A 20,294-nucleotide genomic window follows, 5' to 3' on the forward strand; every position below is an offset into this window, starting at 1 on the left:
GGGGGGCATGCCCGGGGCATTTCCCGGGCCACACTGCCTGCCATGCCGAAAACCGGTGGACGTGCCGCGGCGCGAGGTGGCGTGCTTGACTGCGAACCGTCCGCCTCACACTGCGGGCGTCCAGATCAGCCTCGTCCTCCAGCCGTCCGAGAAGCTGAGAAAAGTCAATGACAGGGGAGATCCTCACTGTGGCCCACGGCATCGATCCATCCTTTGTTGCGCTACCGCTGCGCGCACTCGCCGACGCCGCGCTCGCGCGGGCGCGGGCACTGGGCGCCGATCACGCGGACTTCCGGTTCGAGCGGGTGCGCAGCGCGTCCTGGCGGTTGCGCGACGCCAAGCCGGCCGGGTCGTCGGACACCACCGACCTGGGGTACGCGGTGCGGGTCGTGCACGGCGGGACCTGGGGGTTCGCGTCGGGCGTGGATCTGACGATGGACGCGGCCGCGAAGGTCGCCTCGCAGGCCGTCGCGATGGCGAAGCTGTCGGCCCAGGTGATCAAGGCGGCCGGTTCCGACGAGCGGGTGGAGCTGGCCCAGGAGCCGGTGCACGCCGAGAAGACGTGGATCTCGTCGTACGAGATCGATCCCTTCTCCGTACCGGACGAGGAGAAGGCGGGGCTGCTCACGGACTGGAGCGCGCGGCTGCTGGCGGCCGACGGCGTCAACCATGTCGACGCCTCGCTGATGACCGTGCACGAGAACAAGTTCTACGCCGACACCGCCGGGACCGTGACCACGCAGCAGCGGGTGCGGCTGCATCCGCAGCTCACCGCGGTCGCCGTCGACGAGTCCAGCGGCGAGTTCGACTCGATGCGGACGATCGCACCGCCCGTCGGGCGCGGCTGGGAGTACCTGCGGGGCACGGGCTGGGACTGGGACTCCGAGCTGGAACGGATTCCCGAGCTGCTCGCGGAGAAGATGCGGGCGCCGAGCGTCGAGGCGGGGCTGTACGACCTCGTCGTCGACCCGTCCAACCTGTGGCTGACCATCCACGAGTCCATCGGGCACGCCACCGAGCTGGACCGCGCGCTCGGCTACGAGGCCGCGTACGCAGGAACCTCCTTCGCCACCTTCGACCAGCTCGGCAAGCTGAGGTACGGCTCCGACCTGATGAACGTGTCCGGTGACCGCACCGCCGAGCACGGCCTCGCGACCATCGGGTACGACGACGAGGGCGTCGAGGGCCAGTCCTGGGACCTCGTGAAGGAGGGCACGCTCGTCGGCTACCAGCTGGACCGGCGGATCGCGAGGCTGACCGGCTTCGAGCGGTCCAACGGTTGCGCGTACGCCGACTCGCCCCGGCATGTGCCCGTGCAGCGGATGGCCAACGTGTCGCTCCAGCCGGACCCCGGGGGGCTGTCCACCGAGGATCTGATCGGGGGCGTCGACCGCGGCATCTACGTCGTCGGCGACCGGTCCTGGTCCATCGACATGCAGCGCTACAACTTCCAGTTCACCGGTCAGCGCTTCTTCAAGATCGAGAACGGCCGGATCACGGGTCAGCTGCGTGATGTCGCGTACCAGGCCACGACCACCGACTTCTGGGGTTCGATGGCCGCGGTGGGCGGCCCGCAGACGTATGTCCTGGGTGGTGCCTTCAACTGCGGCAAGGCCCAGCCGGGCCAGGTCGCCGCGGTGTCGCACGGCTGCCCTTCCGCCCTCTTCAAGGGTGTCAACATCCTCAACACCACGTCGGAGGCCGGTCGATGAGCATTCAGCAGGGGAACGGCCGGGGGTCCGGGGGTCGCCCCCCGGGACAGCACAGTCTCAACACCACGCAGGAGGCCGGTCGATGAGCGCCCGTACGAGCAAGCCGCACGAGGTCGTCGAGCGCGCCCTCGAACTGTCCCGGGCCGACGGCTGTGTGGTGATCGCCGACGAGCAGTCGACCGCCAATCTGCGCTGGGCGGGCAACGCGCTCACCACGAACGGGGTCACGCGCGGGCGCACGCTCACCGTGATCGCCACCGTCGACGGCCGCGAGGGCACCTCGTCCGGTGTGGTCTCGCGCTCGGCGGTGACCGCCGACGAGCTGGAGCCCCTGGTGCGGGCGGCCGAGGCGGCTGCGCGGGGCGCCGGTCCGGCCGAGGACGGCCGGCCGCTGGTGACGGGCGTACCGGAGTCCCCCGACTTCACGGACGCGCCCGCCGAGACCTCCTCCACCGTCTTCGCCGACTTCGCGCCGGCGCTCGGCGAATCGTTCGCACGCGCGCGTGGGGGCGGCCGTGAGCTGTACGGCTTCGCCAACCACGAGCTCGTCTCCAGCTACCTCGGTACATCGACGGGGCTGCGGCTGCGGCACGACCAGCCGAACGGCACGCTGGAGCTGAACGCCAAGTCCCCGGACCGTACGCGTTCGGCGTGGGCGGGACGTTCGACGCGGGACTTCAAGGACGTCGACCCGGCGGCGCTGGACGCCGAACTGGCCGTACGGCTGGGCTGGGCCGAGCGGCGCGTCGACCTGCCCGCCGGGCGCTACGAGACGCTGCTGCCGCCGACCGCCGTCGCGGACCTGCTGATCTACCAGATGTGGTCGGCCGCCGCCCGGGACGCGGCCGAGGGCCGGACCGTCTTCAGCAAGCCAGGCGGCGGCACCCGGATCGGCGAGCGGCTCACCGAGCTGCCGCTGACGCTCCGCAGCGACCCGAACGAGCCGGGCCTTGAGTCCGCTCCCTTCGTCCTCACGCACTCCTCGGGCGACGACGCCTCGGTGTTCGACAACGGGTTGCCGCTCAAGGCCACCGACTGGATCCACGAGGGCGAGCTGCGGCATCTGTCGACCACCCGGCACAGCGCCGGGCTGACCGGGCTGCCGGTGACGCCGACGATCGGGAACCTGGTGCTCGACGGCGGCGAGGACCGCTCCCTGGAGGAGATGGTCGCCGCGACCGAGCGCGGTCTGCTGCTGACCTGCCTCTGGTACATCCGCGAGGTCGACCCGGCGACCCTGCTGCTGACCGGGCTCACCCGGGACGGCGTCTACCTCGTCGAGAACGGCGAGGTCGTGGGCGAGGTGAACAACTTCCGGTTCAATGAGTCGCCGGTCGGGCTGCTGGGGCGGGCCACGGAGGCGGGGCGGACGGAGAAGACGCTGCCCCGGGAGTGGAGCGACTGGTTCACCAGGGCCGCGATGCCCGCCCTGCGGGTGCCGGACTTCAATATGAGCTCTGTCAGCCAGGGCGTATAACCTCGTACCTGATTCACGAGACCACTCAAGGAGATACGAGAACCGTGACGGACATCGTCGACGAGCTGAAGTGGCGGGGACTGTTCTCCCTGTCCACTGACGAAGATGCATTGCGCAAGGCGCTCGCGGACGGTCCCGTCACGTTCTATTGCGGCTTCGACCCGACCGCGCCCAGTCTGCACGTCGGCCACCTGGTGCAGGTGCTCACCATGCGCCGGCTCCAGCAGGCGGGCCTGCGGCCGCTCGCCCTGGTGGGCGGGGCGACGGGCCAGATCGGTGACCCGCGCCCGACGGCCGAGCGCACGCTGAACGACCCGGAGACGGTCGCGAACTGGGTGACGCGGCTGCGTTCGCAGATCGAGCCGTTCCTGTCCTTCGAGGGCGAGAACGCCGCGGTCATGGTGAACAACCTCGACTGGACGGCCGGTCTGTCGGCCATCGAGTTCCTGCGGGACATCGGCAAGCACTTCCGCGTCAACAAGATGCTGACCAAGGACTCGGTGGCCCGCCGCCTGGAGTCCGAGGAGGGCATCAGCTACACGGAGTTCAGCTACCAGCTGCTGCAGGGCATGGACTTCCTGGAGCTGTACCGACGCTACGGCTGCACGTTGCAGCAGGGCGGCAGCGACCAGTGGGGCAACCTCACGGCGGGCCTGGATCTGATCCACCGCCTGGAGCCCGGCGCCCATGTGCACGCGCTGGCGACGCCGCTGATGGTCAAGGCGGACGGCACCAAGTTCGGCAAGACCGAGGGCGGCGCCATCTGGCTCGACCCCGAGATGACGACGCCGTACGCGTTCTACCAGTTCTGGCTGAACGTGGACGACCGGGACATCTCGACGTACATGCGCATTCTGTCCTTCAGGTCGCCCGAGGAGCTGGAGGAGCTGGAGAAGCAGACCGAGGAGCGTCCGCAGGCCCGTGCCGCCCAGCGCGCGCTGGCCGAGGAGCTGACGACGCTGGTGCACGGCGCCGATCAGACGGCCGCCGTGATCGCCGCGTCCAAGGCCCTGTTCGGGCAGGGCGAGCTGACCGGACTCGACGAGCGGACGCTGAGCGCGGCCCTGTCCGAGGTGCCGCACATCCAGGTCGCCGAGGCGGGTCTCGTCGTGGACCTCTTCGCGGAGGTCGGCCTGGTGGCCAGCAAGTCCGCCGCGCGCCGCACGGTCAAGGAGGGCGGGGCGTACGTGAACAACGTGAAGGTCGCCGCCGAGGACGCGGTCCCGGGCAAGGAGGACCTGCTGCACGGGCGCTGGCTGGTGCTGCGCCGGGGCAAGAAGAGCCTGGCCGCGGTCGAGGTCACGGGCGGCTGAGGCCTCCCCGCGCCCACGACCCGCGCAGACGAAGGGGCGGCTCCCTGACGGAGCCGCCCCTTCGTCGTACCGCCGTTCCCGGGGAGGCCGGGCGGTCGGCCGTGGTCTCAGGTCTTCACCTTGTCGCCCCGGATGGCCATGTAGAGCATGTCGCCGAGGAAGACGAGGACGATCGCGGCGGCCAGCTGCAGCGCGTGCCGGCCCCAGTCGATGCCTCTGGTCTCGGCGATGCCGATGCCCCGCGCGATCGCGTTGCCGACGATCGCTCCGAGGATGCCGAAGATGGTGGTCAGCCAGAGAGGACTGTGCTGCTTCCCGGGAATGATCGCCTTGGCGATCAGGCCCAGCACGAACCCGACGATGATCGCCCACAACCAGCCCATGTCCGCCTCCTCGTACCCCTCCCCGTGAGTAGTACCGTCAGTCTCTTGCTGTCCGCCATACGGCGCATGTCGGGCGGAGCCGTACGCGCTACGACGCACCATGTCCACCCAGTCCGGACATCCCCCGGTCTCGAAGGCGGCGCAGACGCGGCGTAACGTGGAAGGAGTCCGGACTCGCTTCCTCGTCGGGTTCGTACCGGGTACGGACCGGGGAGCGTCCGACGCAGGCGGGTGGTGGAATGTGATCAGGAAGCAGAGCAACGTCCAGGTCTTCCGGATCACCGGAGCCAGGCAGAGCCTGGACGACGATGTGCGCGGCCGGCAGCGCCGCTATGTCATCTCGATGTCCGTGCGTACGGTGTCCGTGATCCTGGCGGCCACCCTGTGGAACGTCGAACGGCCCGTCGCTCTCGTCGCGCTGGTCCTCGGGATTCTCCTCCCGTACGTCGCCGTGGTCATCGCCAACGCCGGACGCGAGAACACGCCGTCGCTCCCCTCGACATTCGTCACCGCCCCGTCGCGTCCGATGATCACTCCGCCCCGGCAGGACGGCTCCGAGGAAGCGTTCCCGAAGGACTCCGCGGCCGGTCCCGGAGCTCCGACGGGGGCCGAGTCGCACGACCCGAGCTGAATCCGGACCGGAGTCGAACCGAGCCCGAACTCGCCGCGGTACAAAGCCGGTTCAGCTCTGGAAGGGCGTCGGAGGATTCGCCGAAAACGGAATATCGCCGCGCAAACAAGCTCAAGAAAAGCTCAGATCAATCATGTTGTTCCGGTGCCGGGCTGTGGGCTACCCGTGACATACTTCGTACGCGCTCCGCATCCCCCGTCGGAGCGACGGACCGACGCCGGGCAGCTCCCCCCGTGGCTGCTCGGCGTCGCCTTTATGTACCGTCGGAGCGCTACCGACGAACGGCCGGCCCACCGCGCGGAACATGTGACGCGAGGCCTCGGCTAGGGTCGGCAGAGTGATTCTGAACGCCCCCGGCTCCGATCCCGCCTCCCCCGTCTGCTCGGCCAAGGCCTGCCGCGCGGATGCCGTGTGGGTGCTCGCCTGGAACAACCCGAAGCTGCACACGCCCGAGCGCCGCAAGACCTGGCTCGCGTGCGAGGAGCACCGCGAGCACCTGTCGAAGTTCCTCGGTGTACGCGGCTTCCTGAAGGACGTCGTGACGCTCGACGAGTGGGAGGCTTCCCGGCCGGTCGAGCACGGCGAGGAGTAGCCGGCGGACCGCGTCAGCCACCGATCGCCGACATCGGGCGGTCGGGCTGCACGAACGACGGGTCGTCCAGACCCGCCCCCGCCTTCTTGCCCCACATCGCGACGCACCATATCCGGGCGATCTCCTCGTCGGGCGCGCCCGAGCGCAGCGCGGCCCGCAGATCGGTCTCCTCAGTGGCGAAGAGACAGGTGCGCACCTGGCCGTCGGCGGTGAGGCGGGTGCGGTCGCAGGCCGAGCAGAACGGGCGGGTGACCGAGGCGATCACACCGACGCGATGCGGGCCGCCGTCGACGAGCCAGCGCTCGGCGGGTGCGGAACCCCGCTCGTCGGCGCCTTCCTCGGTGAGCTCGAAGCGGGTGCGCAGCGAGGCCAGGATGTCACCGGCGGTGACCATTCCGTCGCGCTTCCAGCCGTGCTGGGCGTCCAGCGGCATCTGCTCGATGAAGCGGAGTTCGTAGTCCTGCTCCACGGCCCAGGCCAGCAGGTCCGGGGCTTCGTCGGCGTTCAGGCCCGGCATCAGAACCGAGTTGATCTTGACGGGGGTCAGGCCCGCTTGGTGGGCGGCTTCGAGGCCCGCGATGACGTCCTTGTGGCGGTCGCGGCGGGTGAGGGTCTTGAAGACGTCGGGGCGCAGGGTGTCCAGCGAGACGTTCACCCGGTCCAGGCCCGCGGCCTTCAGGGCGGCCGCGGTGCGCTTGAGGCCGATGCCGTTGGTCGTGAGGGACGTCTGAGGGCGGGGGGCGAGAGCCGCGACCCGCTCGACGATGCCGACCAGGCCGGGGCGGAGCAGGGGTTCGCCGCCGGTGAAGCGGACCTCTTCGATGCCGAGGCGGGTGACCGCGATCTCTATAAGGCGGACGATCTCGTCGTCCGTGAGCAGATCGGGCTTGGCGAGCCACTGCAGGCCCTCTTCGGGCATGCAGTACGTGCACCGGAGGTTGCACCGGTCGGTCAGTGAGACACGCAGGTCGGTGGCGACCCGGCCGTAGGTGTCGATGAGCACTTGGGCCCCCTCCCTCGATGCCGATCTCGTTTTCCGGACACCTGTGAGCCTACGTGACGGGACGGACAAGAACACGGGTCCGATCCCACGAGACGCGGCGCGAGCCCGTCGTAGGGACCTACCAGTGCCCCACGGCGGGCCCGCGCGATGCCGGTGTCCGAGCCGGTGTCTAGTGCGCTCCGGTGCCCGTCAGGGAGCGGACCTCCAGTTCGGCGTACTTGCCGGCGTCCGGTTCCTCCTTGGACAGGACAGTGCCCAGCCAGCCCAGCAGGAAGCCGACCGGGATGGAGATGAGGCCCGGGTTCTCCAGCGGGAACCAGTGGAAGTCGACGTCCGGGAACATCGAGGTGGGCTTGCCCGAGACCACCGGGGAGAAGAGCACCAGACCGACCGCGGTGACCAGACCGCCATAGATCGACCAGAGCGCGCCCGGGGTGGTGAACCTCTTCCAGAACAGGCTGTAGAGGATCGTCGGCAGGTTGGCGGAGGCGGCGACCGCGAAGGCGAGCGCGACCAGACCGGCGACGTTGAGGTCGCGGGAGAGGGCGCCCAGCAGGATGGAGACGGCTCCGATCCCGACCGTCGCGTACCGGGCCGCCGCCATCTCCTGTTTCTCCGACGCCTGCCCCTTCTTGATGACGTTCGCGTAGATGTCGTGCGCGAAGGAGGAGGACGAGGCGAGTGTCAGTCCCGCGACGACCGCAAGGATCGTGGCGAAGGCGACGGCGGAGATGGTGGCGAGCAGGATCGCGCCCCAGGTGGAGTCGACGCCGCCGAGGTGCAGGGCGAGCAGGGGTGCCGCCGTGTTGCCCGCCTTGTTGGAGGCGATGATCTCGTCCGGTTTGATCAGCGCGGCGGCGCCGAAGCCGAGGGCGAGGGTCATCAGGTAGAAGGTGCCGATGAGGCCGATCGCCCAGTTGACCGACTTCCGCGCGGTCTTGGCGGTGGGCACGGTGTAGAAGCGGATCAGGATGTGCGGCAGGCCCGCGGTGCCGAGGACCAGCGCCATGCCGAGGGAGATGAAGTCCAGCTTGGTGGTGGACGTGGCGCCGTACTTGAGGCCGGGTTCCAGGAAGGGGGAGCCCTTGCCGCTGTTCTCGGCCGCCTTGCCGAGCAGGTCGGAGATGTTGAAGTGGAACTTCAGCAGCACCAGGAAGGTGAGCAGCAGGGCGCCGACGATCAGCAGGACCGCCTTGACCATCTGCACCCAGGTGGTGCCCTTCATGCCGCCGATGGTGACGTACACGATCATCAGGACGCCGACGAGCGCGACGATGCCGATCTTGCCGCCGTCGCTGGTGATGCCGAGGAGCAGCGAGACGAGGACGCCCGCGCCCGCCATCTGGGCCAGCAGGTAGAAGATCGACACGACGATGGTGGAGGTGCCCGCGGCGGTACGGACCGGGCGCTGGCGCATGCGGTAGGCGAGGACGTCGCCCATCGTGTACCGGCCGGAGTTGCGCAGCGGTTCGGCGACCAGGAGCAGGGCCACCAGCCAGGCGACCAGGAAGCCGATGGAGTAGAGGAAGCCGTCGTAGCCGAAGAGGGCGATCGCGCCGGCGATGCCGAGGAAGGACGCGGCGGACATGTAGTCGCCGGAGACGGCGAGTCCGTTCTGGAAGCCGGTGAACTGGCGGCCGCCCGCGTAGAAGTCGGCGGCGTCCTTGGTCTGGCGGCCGGCCCAGACGGTGATGACGAGGGTCGCGGCGACGAACACCGAGAACAGGGCGATGATCAGCGGCCGGTGCTGGCTCGCCTCGCCCGCGGCCAGCATCGTGGTGTGCGCGGTCGTCCGTACGGAGCTCATGCGCCGCCCTCCATCCGGGACTTGATGGCGTCGGCCTTGGGGTCGAGCTGGGTGGCCGCGTGCCGCGAGTACCACCAGGCGATGAGGAACGTGGTGAGGAACTGGGCGAGACCGAGCACCAGGGCGACGTTGACGTTGCCGAACAGCTTGGTGCCCATGAAGTCGCCCGCGTAGTTCGAGAGCAGCACGTACAGCAGGTACCAGAGGATGAATCCGACGGTCAGCGGAAAGGCGAAGGAGCGGTGGGAGCTGCGGAGTTCACCGAACTCGGCGCTCTCCTGCATCTCGACGAACTCCTCGGTGGACGGGAGTGGGGCTCCGGTTTTCGCGGGTGGTGGTGCGTCGGTGGCCACGGTGTCTCCTCGCGTTGCGGGTGCGGTTACGACGGTGGACGGGGGCAGGTCGGGGCCCGCGGGCGGGGGCGGTTCGGGTACGGACATGGGACTTCGACCTCACAGCGACATGGTTCCCGTAACGAGTTGTAATGATGTGAATCCGTTACGTGATCGGAGCGGGGGGCTCGATCGTCCACGGGCTCCCTGTCCAAGGTCACGGCGCCACGCGTGGAGCGGTTCAACTCCCCTGACTTCTTTCGGAAGTCGTCGCCATAAGCCATTGCTGGCCCGGTCGGCGGGAGGATAGCTTCGGCCTGCACCAATCCGTCATGTACCTGCCCGAGCACCATCCGTGTTCGGGCAGCTCCGTTTTCCGGATGATGTGGAGATCCCATGGCTCATCTGCGTTCCAGACGCCGTCTCGCCCTCGCCGTGCCGGTCGTTCTGTCGCTCACCGCCTCGCTCGGCTTCCTGCCCGGCGCCGCGTCGGCCACACCCCTGACCGCGCCCGCCGCGACGAGCGCGGACGGACCGAACCTCTCGTACGTGGTCAACACGACGACGGACCACAGCACGATCGAGTCGGTGAAGAAGGCGATCGGCGCGGCCGGCGGCAGCGTCGTCATCGCGTACGAGCAGATCGGCGTGATCGTCGTCCACTCCGCGAACCCGGACTTCGGACGGCAGATCCGGACGGCACGCGGAGTGCAGTCGGCCGGTGCCACGCGCACCTCGGCGCTGACCGCCGCGGGGACGACGGACGAGGGCGCGGCGCAGGTGCTGTCGGCCGCCGAGGCCGCCAAGGTCGCGAAGACCGCCGGCACGGGCGAGGAGCCCCTCGAGGCCGACCAGTGGGACCTGCGCGCGATAGGCGCCGACAAGGCGGCCGCGATCAACCCGGGCAGCAAGAAGGTCACCGTCGCCGTGATCGACGTCGGCGTCGACGACACGCACCCGGACATCGCGCCGAACTTCTCGGCCTCGCAGTCCGCGAACTGCGTGGGCGGCAAGCCGGACACGACGTACGGCGCCTGGCGCCCGGTGGACGCCGACCACTACCACGGCACGCATGTCGCGGGCGAGATCGCGGCGGCCCGCAACGGCATCGGCGTCGCCGGGGTCGCGCCGGGCGTGAAGGTCGCGGGCATCACGGTGGCCGAGCCCGACTCCACCCAGTTGTTCTATCCGGAGAGCGTCGTCTGCGCCTTCGTGTTCGCCGCCGACCACGGCGTCGAGATCACCAACAACAGCTACTACGTGGACCCGTGGCTGTACAACTGCGTCGACGACCCCGACCAGAAGGCCATAGTCGACGCCGTCAACCGGGCCCAGCTGTACGCCCAGCGGAAGGGCACGCTGAACGTTGCCGCGGCGGGCAACTCCAACGACGACCTCGACTCCAACGCGCTGACCGACGCGTCCAGCCCCGACGACTCGACCGCCACGACGCGGACGGTCGACCCGCACAAGTGCTTCGACATACCCACCCAGTTGCCCGGTGTCGTCACGGTCGCCTCGACCGGCTTCAAGGGCGCCAAGTCCTACTTCTCCAGCTACGGCGACGGCGTCATCGACGTCGCGGCGCCCGGCGGCGACCGGTACCAGATCCCGGACACGCCGTCGCAGAACGGCCGCATCCTCTCGACGCTGCCGAACAACACGTACGGCTACCTGCAGGGCACCTCGATGGCGACGCCGCACGTCGCCGGCGTGGCCGCGCTGCTGAAGTCCAAGTACCCGTGGGCCACGCCGGCTCAGCTCCAGATCCTCCTCAAGGCCCAGGCGGACAACCCCGGTTGCCCGACCGCCCCCTACGACGGGAACGGCGACGGCGTCGTCGACGCGACCTGCGTGGGCGGCAAGAAGATGAACGGCTTCTACGGATTCGGGATCGTCAACGCCCTGCGGGCGGTCAAGTAGCGCCTGCCGAAAGTCCCGTGGCCCCGGTCGTCCTGTGCGGCGACCGGGGCCGCGCCGTCGCCGGGGCGCCTTCCATGTTGATCGCGTCCACGCTGCACAGTGCCCGTATGACACATTCACCGATGGCCGTTGTGTGGGAGGAGCTGGGCGGAGACCCGGCGCTGCTCCCCGGGGTTTCGACCGTGAGGCGTGCGGGTGCGCTGGAAGCCCGGCTGCCCGTACGCGAGTTGGCACGCGCCTGTGTGGGAGCCTGCGCGCTGGCGGCCGCCGAGCTGGGGGCCCGGCGGGCCGGACTCGCGCGGGTGCCACGGGTGAGCCTCGACGACGGCGCCGTCGCCACGGCCTTCGTCAGCGAAAGGCATCTGCGGATCGACGGACGCGCACCGGTCAACTTCGCGCCACTGTCCCGGTTCTGGCGGACCGCGCACGGCTGGGTGCGGACGCACGCGAACTATCCGCATCACCGGGCGCGGCTGCTGGACGCGTTGGGGGCGGCGGACGACGCGACCGTCGAGGACGTGGCGGGGGTGCTCGCCGGGCGGTCCGCACGGGAGATCGAGGAGACGGTGTACGCCGCCGGTGGGCTCGCCGTCGCGCTGCGCACGGCGAAGGAGTGGGCCGCGCACGAGCAGGGTCTCGCCCTGGCGGAGCGGCCGTTGATCGAGCGCGACAGGTCTGCCGAGCGGAGTGAGCCGGCCACCGCGGGCGTGCGGGCCCTCGCCCCGCCGCACGACGGGGGCCCGCTGCTGCCCGCCGCCGGGGTGCGCGTCCTGGACCTGACCCGGGTCATCGCGGGCCCGGTCGCCACCCGCACGCTCGCCCTGCTGGGCGCCGACGTGCTGCGCGTGGACGGGCCGCGCCTGCCCGAGGACCCGGACGCGCACGCGGACACGGGCTTCGGGAAGCGCTCGACGGTGCTGGACCTGGTGGCCGACCGGCGCGCCTTCGACGAGCTGCTGGCGGCGGCGGACGTCGTCGTCACCGGCTACCGGCCCGGCGCCCTGGACCGCTTCGGGCTCTCCCCCGAGGCGCTGGCCGAGCGCCGCCCCGGCCTCGTCGTGGCGCAGGTGTCGGCGTGGGGGACGTACGGACCCTGGGGCGGGCGGCGGGGCTTCGACAGTCTGGTGCAGGTGGCCACCGGGATCGCCGGGACGGAGGGGTCGCCGGAGCGGCCGGGCGCGCTGCCCGCACAGGCCCTCGACCACGGCACCGGGTACCTGCTGGCGGCGGCCGTCCTGCGCGCGCTGACCGAGCGGACGGAACAGGGCCGCGGGTGCGTCGTACGGCTGGCGCTGGCGCGCACGGCGATGTGGCTGACGGACGGGATCGGGCGGGAGGAGACGCCCGGCGATGCGCCGGACCCCGCGGCGGGAAAACCGTACGACCGCCCCGACGCCTGGCTGTCCGAGCGCGGCAGCCCCATCGGCCGCCTGGGTCACGCCCTGCCCCCGGTCTCCTTCACGGGCGGCCCCACCGACTGGGCACGCCCGCCGGGGCGTTGGGGGACGGACCCGGCGCGGTGGGCGTGACCCTCGCACCCTCGCGCCTTCGCACCCTCGCACCCTCGTGCCCGAACACCGTACGGGTTACGGTGACTTGTCCGGATCCGTGACCGCTGGCGAGGACCGTGGGGTGACGTTGATACGACCGACAGCCGGGGCGGCGGACGCGGGCGGGGCGGCGCGCCGACAGGCCACCCGCCGGGCCGTCGCCGTCCTCGCCCTGGTGGCCGTCGCGGCCCTGATCCCGTTGCTCGGCCCGCGCACCGCGCTCACCGGCACGGGAGAGGCCGCGGCGCCCGGCGTCGGTGGCATCGCCCTGCTGCGGACGGTGCTGTTCGCGGCGCTCTGCGTCCCCGTGGGGGAGCTGTTCGCGGCAAGGCTGGCGCGCCGGGTGCCCGGTGCGTTGCCGGTGCGGGCGCCGCACAGCTGGGCGGCGTACGCGGCCACCACCGGGTTCGTCGCCGCCCTGGGCCTGGCCTCCGTCGTGGCGACGGGCAATCTGCTGCCGCGTCACCTCTCCGACCTGGACGTCGGCGGCCTGTACCGGACGCGGGACGGCAAACTGGCGCTCGGGGAGGTCAACGCGTTCGCGGTGGCCTGGCTCTGCGCCCGCTCGAGCCGGCCGGCCGCCCAGGTGTGGCCGTTGGCCGTGGTAGTACTGGCGGAGGCGCTGCGCGCGCATCCCGCGTCGGAGCACGACACCCTGGTCGGCTCCGGTCTGACCCTCGTTCATCTGACCTGCGCGGCGCTGTGGGCCGGCGGCCTGCTGCACGTCCTACGGCTGCTCCACGGCCGGCGGGCCGCAGAGGGCGTACCCGCCGGAACGGGAGAGGCCGGACCCGCCGGAACGGAAGGGGTCGGACCCGCCGGAGCATCACAGGCCGGACCCATCGGGACGGGGACGGCCACGGCCACCGGGCCGGACGCAGCCGGGAGTTCACGTGCCGGGGCCGCGCTGCTCGGCATCTACGCGCGCGTGGCGGCCGTTCTGTTCGCGGTGATCACCGCGACGGGTACCTTGAGCGCGCTGCGCCGGATGCCGCCGGGCACCGTCCTGGAGCAGCTGACGTCGACGGCGTACGGGCGCACCCTGCTCGCGAAGGTGATCCTCGTGGCCACCGTCGCCGGACTGGCGCTCTGGGCGCGGCTGCGGCTTCGCCGCGCGAAGGACCCGCTCAGCGCCTGCTCCCCCGCGCGCGCGGAGATCGTGACGCTGGGCCTGGTCGTCGCGGTGTCGGGCCTGCTGACGGCGCTGCCGCTGCCCATCCGGTGGTGAGCCGCCGGACGGGCCACGACCGTCGCCGAGACGGGCCACGACCACCGCCGAGCCCGTGAGTGCCGTCCCCCGGGCGTCAGTTGGTGACGAGGACCTTCAGCGCGGTCCGCTCGTCCATCGCCTTGTAGCCCTCGGGCACGCTCTCCAGGCCGATGGTCATGTCGAAGACCGGCGACGGGTCGATGGTCCCGTCCAGGACGTCGGGCAGCAGCTCGGGGATGTAGGCGCGGACCGGGGCGACTCCGCCGCGCAGGGCGATGTTCCGGTCGAACATGACGCCCAGGTCGAGGCCCGTACCGCTGCCGTGGGGCACTCCGACGAAGCCGATGGCGCCGCCGTCGCGGGTGATGTTCACAGCCGTGCTCATGGACTGCTCGGTGCCGACCGCCTCGACGACACAGTGCGCGCCCTGTCCCCCGGTCAGCTCGCGCACGGCCTCGACGGCCGCTTCGCCGCGCTCGGCGACGACGTCCGTGGCACCGAAGCGGCGCGCGATGTCGGTGCGCACCTGGTGGCGGCCGAGCGCGATGATCCGCTCGGCGCCGAGCCGCTTGGCGGCGAGCACCGCGCACAGGCCGACGGCCCCGTCCCCGACGACGGCCACGGTCGAGCCCTTGCGGACGCCGGCGCCGAGGGCCGCGTGGTGGCCGGTGCCGAGGACGTCGGAGAGCGTCAGCAGCGCCGACAGCAGGTGGTCGTCGGAGGCCGCCTCCTTGGGCAGCTGTACGAGGGTGCCGTCGGCGAAGGGAACGCGTACGGCCTCGCCCTGGCCGCCGTCGTAGCCGACGGCACCCCAGAAGCCGCCGTGCCGGCACGACGTGGTGAGTCCGTCGCGGCAGTAGTCGCACACGCCGTCGGACCACATGAAGGGCGCCACGACCAGGTCGCCGCGCCGGACGCCGGTCACGGCGGAGCCCGTCTCCTCGACGATGCCGAGGAACTCGTGCCCGATCCGCTGGCCCGGCTGCCGGGCGGCCTCGCCCCGGTAGGCCCACAGGTCGCTGCCGCAGATGCAGGAGCGCAGCACCCGCACGATCGCGTCGGTGGGCAGCTGCACCATGGGCTCGGGCACGTCCTCCACGCGCATGTCGTACGGGGCGTGGATGGTGGTGGCGCGCATGGCGAGGGTCCCTCTCGTGCGGGGCGTGGGTGAGATGCGCTCAGGGGGTGGTTGAGCGCATCTCACCGTACGCCGCCGCGGGCGCGCGTCGCGCGGCGAGGGGGCCCAGCACGCCTCGGACCAGCAGGAACTGGGCCACGACGTACGTGAGCATGATCCAGAAGTCCGCCTTCGGCGGCTGCGGCCAGTCGGCGACGCCGGTGGCGATGAGCGTGTCCGAGAGCATGAAGAGGGCGCCGCCGAGCGCCGCGACGGGCCCGAGCCGCGTGGCCCCGTACGCCATCGCGGTCAGCAGCAGGCTGTAACCCGCGACAGGGACGCGCAGGCCGGCCGGCAGACCGGGCCACAGGAGGGTGACGAGGACGACGAGGACGGTGGCGTACGCGCCGGGGAGCCATGCGACGCGCACCCGTGACGTCCGCGTTCTGCCGAAGAGCACGAGGTAGCACACGTGCCCCGCCGCGAAGGAGGCCATGCCGACGAGGAACGCGGGGTCGGCGTCGGACATGAGCGCCAGGTCGCCGCACCAGCCGAGGAGCAGGGCCGCCACGAGGAGGCGGGGTCCGCCGCGTACACCCGCGTACACGGCGAGCAGCGGCATCAGGAGCGGCTTGGCGACCTGGTGCCCGAGGTCGGATCCGGCGAGCAGCGAGAAGAGGTCCACGGCCGCCGTCAGTGCGAAGCCGACGAGCAGGACGCGCGCCACACGCGGGGTCACGCGACGGGCTCCGTGACCGGGGTCTGCGCGACGGGCTCCGTGACCGGGGTCTGCGCGGCCGTGGACGGCGGTGCGGGCTGCCAGCCGGGCCCGGCGAGGATCCGCCCGGCGCGCTCGCGCCAGTTCGCCGCCGCCCGCACGTCCCTGGCGATGGCGGTGTACTCGTGGGTGGCCACGCGCAGCGGGTTGTACGTGGAGATGTTCTTGGTGAGCCCGTAGACGGGCCGTTCGGTCTCCGCGACCCAGGATCCGAAGAGCCGGTCCCAGACGATGAGGATGCCGCCGAAGTTGCGGTCCAGGTAGCCGCCCTGGGCGGCGTGGTGGACGCGGTGGTGGGAGGGCGTGTTGAGGACGAACTCGAACCAGCGGGGCATCTTGTCGATGCGCTCGGTGTGGATCCAGAACTGGTAGACGAGGCTCACCGACGAGCAGAACGCGAGCGCGGCCGGGTGCACGCCGAGGGCGACCATCGGGAGGTAGAAGGGCCACGACGTGAGGCCGGTCCACGGCTGGCGCAGCGCGGTGGTGAGGTTGAACTTCCTGCTGGAGTGGTGCACGACGTGGCAGGCCCACAGGACGCGGATCACGTGGTGGCCGCGGTGGGACCAGTAGTAGAAGAAGTCCTGTGCGAGCAGCATCAGCGGGATCGTCCACCACAGGACGGGCACCCGCAGCGGGGTCAGTTCGTAGACCGCCGAGTAGACCGCGACGATCGGGATCTTCCACAGGAAGTCGAAGAACAGGCTGCCGAGTCCCATGCCGAGACTGGTCGCGGCGTCCTTCGTCTCGTACCCCGCGGCGTCGTCGTCCGGATGGATCCGGACGCTCACCATCTCGATCACGGCGAGGAGCACGAAGGCGGGTATCGACAAGAACACGACATCGGGCAGGTTCGGCATGGGTGAACCGTAGATGCGCTGGTCGGCCGCGTACAGATGCTGTTACCGATAAGTATTACCGCCGGTACGCGCTTGCTTCTTGGTGATGTCCGCCAAGAGCCGTCCCGCATCCGGTCGTACGGTCACACACGCGCCGGTATGTTCATGCACGCGCCGGTACTCTCATACGCCCGCCGCTCCGAGCAGGGCTCCGGCCGCGTACGTCACCGCCATGGCAAGCGCTCCCCCGGCCGTGTTCCGCAGCACCGCGCGCCGTGGGTCCGCCGACCCCAGCCGTGCGCTGCTCCAGCCGGTGAGGGAGAGCGCGGCCAATACCGAGACCACGGTGACGCCGAGCCGCCAGGACGCAGGCGGCAGCACGATCGCCAGCAGGGGCAGCAGCGCTCCGGCGGTGAACGCGAGGAAGCTCGCCCATGCGGCGTGCAAAGGGTTGGTCAGGTCGTCGGGGTTGATCCCGAGTTCCTCGGAGGCGTGGGCCCGCAGGGCGTCCCGCTCGGTGAGCTGTCCGGCCGCCTCGCGGGCCACCTCCCTCGACAGGCCGCGCTGCTCCAGGAGCTCGGTCAGCTCCTCCAGTTCGGCCTCCGGCTGCTCCTTGAGCTCCCGTTTCTCCATGGCCAGGGCCGCCAGCTCCGAGTCCCGCTGGGTGGAGACGGACACGTACTCGCCCGCCGCCATGGACATCGACCCGGCGAGCAGTCCCGCGAGGCCCGCGGTGAACAGCGCCGCGCGGTCGCTCGTGGCGCCGGCCACGCCGACGACGAGGCCCGCCGTGGAGACGATGCCGTCGTTGGCGCCGAGGACGGCGGCCCGCAGCCAGTTCAGCCGCGAGCCGAGGGTGCCGCCGTGGGCCTCGTCGTGGGCATCGTCGCGCGTCGGTTCCGTCACACGGGGAGGATCGCACCTGGGGTGCGGCCGACGACAGACCGACCCGGTGTCCCCCGGGCGCACGCCGCCGGAAGGACGCAAGGCCCGCCCGGAAGCCACCACGCCGTACTCCTCCGGGCGAACGCCGGACCACACGCGCCGGAAGCTGCCGGGCCACGTCACCACCCGGGAGGCACCGGGCGACCGCTGCCCCGGCGCTCACCACACGCGCACCGAGCCTCCTCTCGCGAACGCCGGGCTCGTCGCGTCGGCGGGCGGGGTGCCCAGCGGTTCGGCGATCTCGGCCACCGTGGGGCCGACCTTCGCGGCGATCTCGTCGAGGTACGCCAGGTCGAAGCCGTAGACGCGGGCCGCGTTGCCGCCGACCATGGCGGCGATCTCGGCGCGGGGCAGGCCCGCGTAGGCGATGCGCAGGCCCTCGCGGGTGTAGGGATGGGTGCCTTCGTCGTGCGGGTAGTCGCTGCCCCACATGATCTTGTCGAGGCCGATGCGGTCGCGCAGCGGCACCTCGTGGGGGCGCATGAAGCTGGCGCCGACGAAGCAGTTGTCGCGCCAGACCTCGGAGGGGCGCTCGCCCATCGTCGCGGCCAGCCCCGCGCCGAACTTCGACTCGGCGGTCGACGTCTTCGACGCCTTGCCCGCGGCCGCGACCAGCCGCCCGTGGTAGTAGTCCAGCATGTCGAGCACCCCGGGGATCCAGCCCGAGCCCTGCTCGGTGAGCACCAGTCTCAGGCCGGGGTTGCGGCGGAACGCGCCGCCGAACACCAGGTGCCACAGTGCCCGGTGCGAGAACCAGGTCGTCTCCACCATGTACACGGCGCGGGCCGCGGGTTCGTCCCCGAGGGGCGGCGAGGCGGAGCCCGCGTGGTGGTTCACCGGGACACCCAGTTCGGCGCAGGCCGCCCAGATCGGGTCGTACGCCGACGAGTACAGCTCGGGCAGGCCCGAGCCGGGGGGTGTGCCGGGCAGCAGCAGTCCGCCCCTGAGGCCCGCGCCCGCTGACCGGTGGATCTCCCCGACCGCCGCGTCGACATCGTTCAGGAGGATCTGGAAGACGCCCGCGCGCCGGCCGGGTGCCGCCGCGCAGAAGTCGGCGAGCCAGCGGTTGTGGGCCCGCAGACCCGCCCAGCGCAGTTCGAGCTCCTGCGCCGTCGGGGCCGGTGCCATCAGGGAGCCCGACGGGAAGAACGGCGGGATGGTGTTCGGGAAGACCACCTCCGCGACGATGCCGTCCTCCTCCAGCTCCGCGACGCGCCGCCCGGAGTTCCAGTTCCGGTCGGCGGTGTCGGCGAGCAGGTCCTCGTACGGGTTGACGTAGCCGGCCGCCCAGGCGTCGAAGTCCTCGTGGTGCCGCCGCTCCAAGTACGGCCTGTAGTCGAGGAGATCGGCGCCCGCGTGGCAGTCGGCGGAGATGACGGTGTAGCGGTCCTCGGCGGTCATGGGCTCACTCCCAGCACGGGGAAGTCGTGGTCCGTCAGCCAGTGGCGGCCCACTTCCCGCGAGCGCGCCCAGGACGCCTCGACCGCCGACTGGTCCTCCGCCTGGCCCAGTTCGGTGGGTGTGGGGCCGATCCGGCGGGCGAGCGGGGCCAGTTCGCCGACGTCGAAACCGAAGACCTCGGCCGCCGCGAGGCCGAGCATGCGACGGGTCTCCTCCACCGGGATGTCGTGGAAGGTCTTCGCCAGCCACGCCCGGGTGTCGGGCCAGGTGCCCTCGGGGTGCGGGAAGTCGCTGCCCCAGAGGATGTTGTCCACGCCGATCTCGTAGCGCTGGGCGAGCTCGCGGCGCTTGGTGTTGGTCGCGCAGATGAAGACCTGCCGGTCCAGGTACTCGTGCGGGGGCCGTTTCAGTTCGGCGAAGGGCGACAGCTTCTTGCCGCCGTGCGCGCCGAGGTAGAGACGGTCCATGAACCACAGCAGGTTGGGCAGCCACCAGCAGCCCGACTCCGCGACACCGAACCGGAGTCCGGGATGCCGCTCGAAGACCCCCGACCAGAGGAGGAACCAGAGGGGGCGCGCCGGCCACCAGGTGACCTCGGAGACGTAGATCCCGAGGTGGTCGCCGTATTCGTGGCGGGGTGCCGCGCCGGAGTGGGTGAGCACGGGCATCGCGCACTCGGCGGCCGCCGCCCACACGGGGTCGTAACGGCGGTCGTGGTACGGCTCCTTGTCGACCCACATGGAGGGAATCATCAGGGCGCCGAGGCCGGACTCCTTGGCTCGGTACACCTCGGCGACGACCCGCCCGGTCTCGCCGGTGACCGGCAACAGGGCGACCCCGCAGTGCCGTTCGGGGTGCTCCGAGACGAAGTCGGCGAGCCAGCGGTTGTGGGCCCGGGCACCCGCCATGCCGAGTTCCGGGTCCTGATCGCCGGAGAGGCCGAGGCCCACGCCGAACGGCGCGGCGGTCCGGCTGTCCACGGCGTCCGCGTCGGGGAAGACGACCTCGGCCGCCACCCCGTCGCCGTCCAGCTCCTTGAGGCGCTGCGCGGTGTCCCAACCGCCCCGCAGGCCCTCCTCGTTGTCGTGGAACCACTTGTCGGCGAACGCCTCGTTGCGGATGCCGAGGCGGGTCATCTCCTCGCGGCGCCGGCCCTGGCCCGCGAGGAACTCGTCGAAGTCCCGGTGGAAACGGGAGTCCAGATAGGGCCGGTACTCCTCGGTGGGGAGTCCGGCGTGGCAGTCGGAGGAGATGATCAGATACGGGTCCTGTTCGGTCACC

The 20,294-nt window shown here is 71.2% G+C and carries 18 protein-coding genes; 8 read left to right on the plus strand and 10 right to left on the minus strand.

Annotated features, from left to right (window positions below; genetic code table 11):
* Positions 1-167 precede the first annotated feature (167 nt).
* The 3 genes from ACFYR3_RS00170 (at position 168) to tyrS (ending at position 4,502) form a co-directional block, all read left to right on the plus strand.
* The gene (locus ACFYR3_RS00170) at positions 168-1,712 is read left to right on the plus strand and encodes a TldD/PmbA family protein (RefSeq protein WP_389280781.1); all 1,545 of its coding nucleotides are present in this window, start codon (positions 168-170) and stop codon (positions 1,710-1,712) included.
* An 82-nt stretch (positions 1,713-1,794) separates the two neighbouring features.
* Complete coding sequence (locus ACFYR3_RS00175) at positions 1,795-3,189, plus strand: metallopeptidase TldD-related protein (protein ID WP_355843819.1); 1,395 nt, start codon at positions 1,795-1,797, stop codon at positions 3,187-3,189.
* A gap of 44 nt (positions 3,190-3,233) precedes the next feature.
* Positions 3,234-4,502, plus strand: coding sequence for a tyrosine--tRNA ligase (gene tyrS, locus ACFYR3_RS00180; protein ID WP_355843816.1), 1,269 nt, complete (start codon positions 3,234-3,236; stop codon positions 4,500-4,502).
* A 107-nt stretch (positions 4,503-4,609) separates the two neighbouring features.
* Here the strand turns inward: tyrS and ACFYR3_RS00185 are convergent, their stop codons facing one another.
* On the minus strand, positions 4,610-4,885 hold the full coding sequence (locus ACFYR3_RS00185) for a GlsB/YeaQ/YmgE family stress response membrane protein (RefSeq protein ID WP_355843813.1): 276 nt from the start codon (positions 4,883-4,885) through the stop codon (positions 4,610-4,612).
* Between the two features lie 244 nt (positions 4,886-5,129).
* On the opposite strand from ACFYR3_RS00185, the gene ACFYR3_RS00190 reads away from it, so the two are divergent.
* Both ACFYR3_RS00190 and ACFYR3_RS00195 read left to right on the plus strand, forming a co-directional pair.
* Positions 5,130-5,516 carry a DUF3099 domain-containing protein gene (locus ACFYR3_RS00190; RefSeq protein ID WP_355843942.1) on the plus strand — a complete coding sequence of 129 codons (387 nt, stop codon included), beginning with the start codon at positions 5,130-5,132 and terminating at the stop codon, positions 5,514-5,516.
* Positions 5,517-5,853: 337 nt separating this feature from the next.
* Positions 5,854-6,108 carry a hypothetical protein gene (locus ACFYR3_RS00195; RefSeq protein ID WP_389280784.1) on the plus strand — a complete coding sequence of 85 codons (255 nt, stop codon included), beginning with the start codon at positions 5,854-5,856 and terminating at the stop codon, positions 6,106-6,108.
* A gap of 13 nt (positions 6,109-6,121) precedes the next feature.
* On the opposite strand, the gene moaA is transcribed toward ACFYR3_RS00195, so the two are convergent.
* From moaA to ACFYR3_RS00210, 3 genes are all read right to left on the minus strand, one after another.
* A complete protein-coding gene (moaA, locus tag ACFYR3_RS00200) occupies positions 6,122-7,111 on the minus strand; it encodes a GTP 3',8-cyclase MoaA (protein WP_389280786.1) in 990 nt (329 codons plus the stop codon).
* Between the two features lie 169 nt (positions 7,112-7,280).
* Complete coding sequence (locus ACFYR3_RS00205) at positions 7,281-8,918, minus strand: cation acetate symporter (RefSeq protein ID WP_355843807.1); 1,638 nt, start codon at positions 8,916-8,918, stop codon at positions 7,281-7,283.
* Positions 8,915-9,271 carry a DUF485 domain-containing protein gene (locus tag ACFYR3_RS00210; RefSeq protein ID WP_355843804.1) on the minus strand — a complete coding sequence of 119 codons (357 nt, stop codon included), beginning with the start codon at positions 9,269-9,271 and terminating at the stop codon, positions 8,915-8,917. Before ACFYR3_RS00210 ends, ACFYR3_RS00205 begins: the two co-directional genes overlap by 4 nt.
* A 375-nt stretch (positions 9,272-9,646) precedes the next feature.
* On the opposite strand from ACFYR3_RS00210, the gene ACFYR3_RS00215 reads away from it, so the two are divergent.
* From ACFYR3_RS00215 to ACFYR3_RS00225, 3 genes are all read left to right on the plus strand, one after another.
* Positions 9,647-11,173 carry a S8 family serine peptidase gene (locus tag ACFYR3_RS00215; protein ID WP_355843801.1) on the plus strand — a complete coding sequence of 509 codons (1,527 nt, stop codon included), beginning with the start codon at positions 9,647-9,649 and terminating at the stop codon, positions 11,171-11,173.
* Between the two features lie 107 nt (positions 11,174-11,280).
* A complete protein-coding gene (locus ACFYR3_RS00220; protein WP_389280789.1) occupies positions 11,281-12,702 on the plus strand; it encodes a CoA transferase in 1,422 nt (473 codons plus the stop codon).
* Between the two features lie 103 nt (positions 12,703-12,805).
* The gene (locus ACFYR3_RS00225) at positions 12,806-13,951 is read left to right on the plus strand and encodes a CopD family protein (protein ID WP_389280791.1); all 1,146 of its coding nucleotides are present in this window, start codon (positions 12,806-12,808) and stop codon (positions 13,949-13,951) included.
* 76 nt (positions 13,952-14,027) lie between these two features.
* On the opposite strand, the gene ACFYR3_RS00230 is transcribed toward ACFYR3_RS00225, so the two are convergent.
* The 6 genes from ACFYR3_RS00230 to ACFYR3_RS00255 form a co-directional block, all read right to left on the minus strand.
* Positions 14,028-15,071: a zinc-dependent alcohol dehydrogenase family protein gene (locus tag ACFYR3_RS00230; protein WP_355843792.1), complete on the minus strand. Its 1,044-nt coding sequence runs from the start codon at positions 15,069-15,071 to the stop codon at positions 14,028-14,030.
* Positions 15,072-15,111: 40 nt separating this feature from the next.
* On the minus strand, positions 15,112-15,789 hold the full coding sequence (locus tag ACFYR3_RS00235) for a lysoplasmalogenase (protein ID WP_355843789.1): 678 nt from the start codon (positions 15,787-15,789) through the stop codon (positions 15,112-15,114).
* Positions 15,786-16,688: a sterol desaturase family protein gene (locus ACFYR3_RS00240; RefSeq protein WP_355843786.1), complete on the minus strand. Its 903-nt coding sequence runs from the start codon at positions 16,686-16,688 to the stop codon at positions 15,786-15,788. Before ACFYR3_RS00240 ends, ACFYR3_RS00235 begins: the two co-directional genes overlap by 4 nt.
* 162 nt (positions 16,689-16,850) lie before the next feature.
* Positions 16,851-17,573 carry a VIT family protein gene (locus ACFYR3_RS00245; RefSeq protein WP_355843783.1) on the minus strand — a complete coding sequence of 241 codons (723 nt, stop codon included), beginning with the start codon at positions 17,571-17,573 and terminating at the stop codon, positions 16,851-16,853.
* 198 nt (positions 17,574-17,771) lie between these two features.
* Positions 17,772-19,013 carry an amidohydrolase family protein gene (locus ACFYR3_RS00250; protein ID WP_356782513.1) on the minus strand — a complete coding sequence of 414 codons (1,242 nt, stop codon included), beginning with the start codon at positions 19,011-19,013 and terminating at the stop codon, positions 17,772-17,774.
* On the minus strand, positions 19,010-20,293 hold the full coding sequence (locus tag ACFYR3_RS00255) for an amidohydrolase family protein (protein ID WP_389280795.1): 1,284 nt from the start codon (positions 20,291-20,293) through the stop codon (positions 19,010-19,012). Before ACFYR3_RS00255 ends, ACFYR3_RS00250 begins: the two co-directional genes overlap by 4 nt.
* Between the last annotated feature and the right edge of the window lies 1 nt (position 20,294).

This window comes from Streptomyces sp. NPDC005784 (assembly GCF_042871525.1).
Classification (GTDB): domain Bacteria; phylum Actinomycetota; class Actinomycetes; order Streptomycetales; family Streptomycetaceae; genus Streptomyces.

Bases quoted from the DNA above. Each gene is read 5' to 3' on its own strand.
- ACFYR3_RS00170 (WP_389280781.1), top strand. From the start codon at position 168: ATGACAGGGGAGATCCTCACTGTGGCCCACGGCATCGATCCATCCTTT.
- ACFYR3_RS00175 (WP_355843819.1), top strand. From the start codon at position 1,795: ATGAGCGCCCGTACGAGCAAGCCGCACGAGGTCGTCGAGCGCGCCCTC.
- ACFYR3_RS00185 (WP_355843813.1), bottom strand. From the start codon at position 4,885: ATGGGCTGGTTGTGGGCGATCATCGTCGGGTTCGTGCTGGGCCTGATC.
- ACFYR3_RS00205 (WP_355843807.1), bottom strand. From the start codon at position 8,918: ATGAGCTCCGTACGGACGACCGCGCACACCACGATGCTGGCCGCGGGC.
- ACFYR3_RS00215 (WP_355843801.1), top strand. From the start codon at position 9,647: ATGGCTCATCTGCGTTCCAGACGCCGTCTCGCCCTCGCCGTGCCGGTC.
- ACFYR3_RS00220 (WP_389280789.1), top strand. From the start codon at position 11,281: ATGACACATTCACCGATGGCCGTTGTGTGGGAGGAGCTGGGCGGAGAC.
- ACFYR3_RS00230 (WP_355843792.1), bottom strand. From the start codon at position 15,071: ATGCGCGCCACCACCATCCACGCCCCGTACGACATGCGCGTGGAGGAC.
- ACFYR3_RS00240 (WP_355843786.1), bottom strand. From the start codon at position 16,688: ATGCCGAACCTGCCCGATGTCGTGTTCTTGTCGATACCCGCCTTCGTG.
- ACFYR3_RS00250 (WP_356782513.1), bottom strand. From the start codon at position 19,013: ATGACCGCCGAGGACCGCTACACCGTCATCTCCGCCGACTGCCACGCG.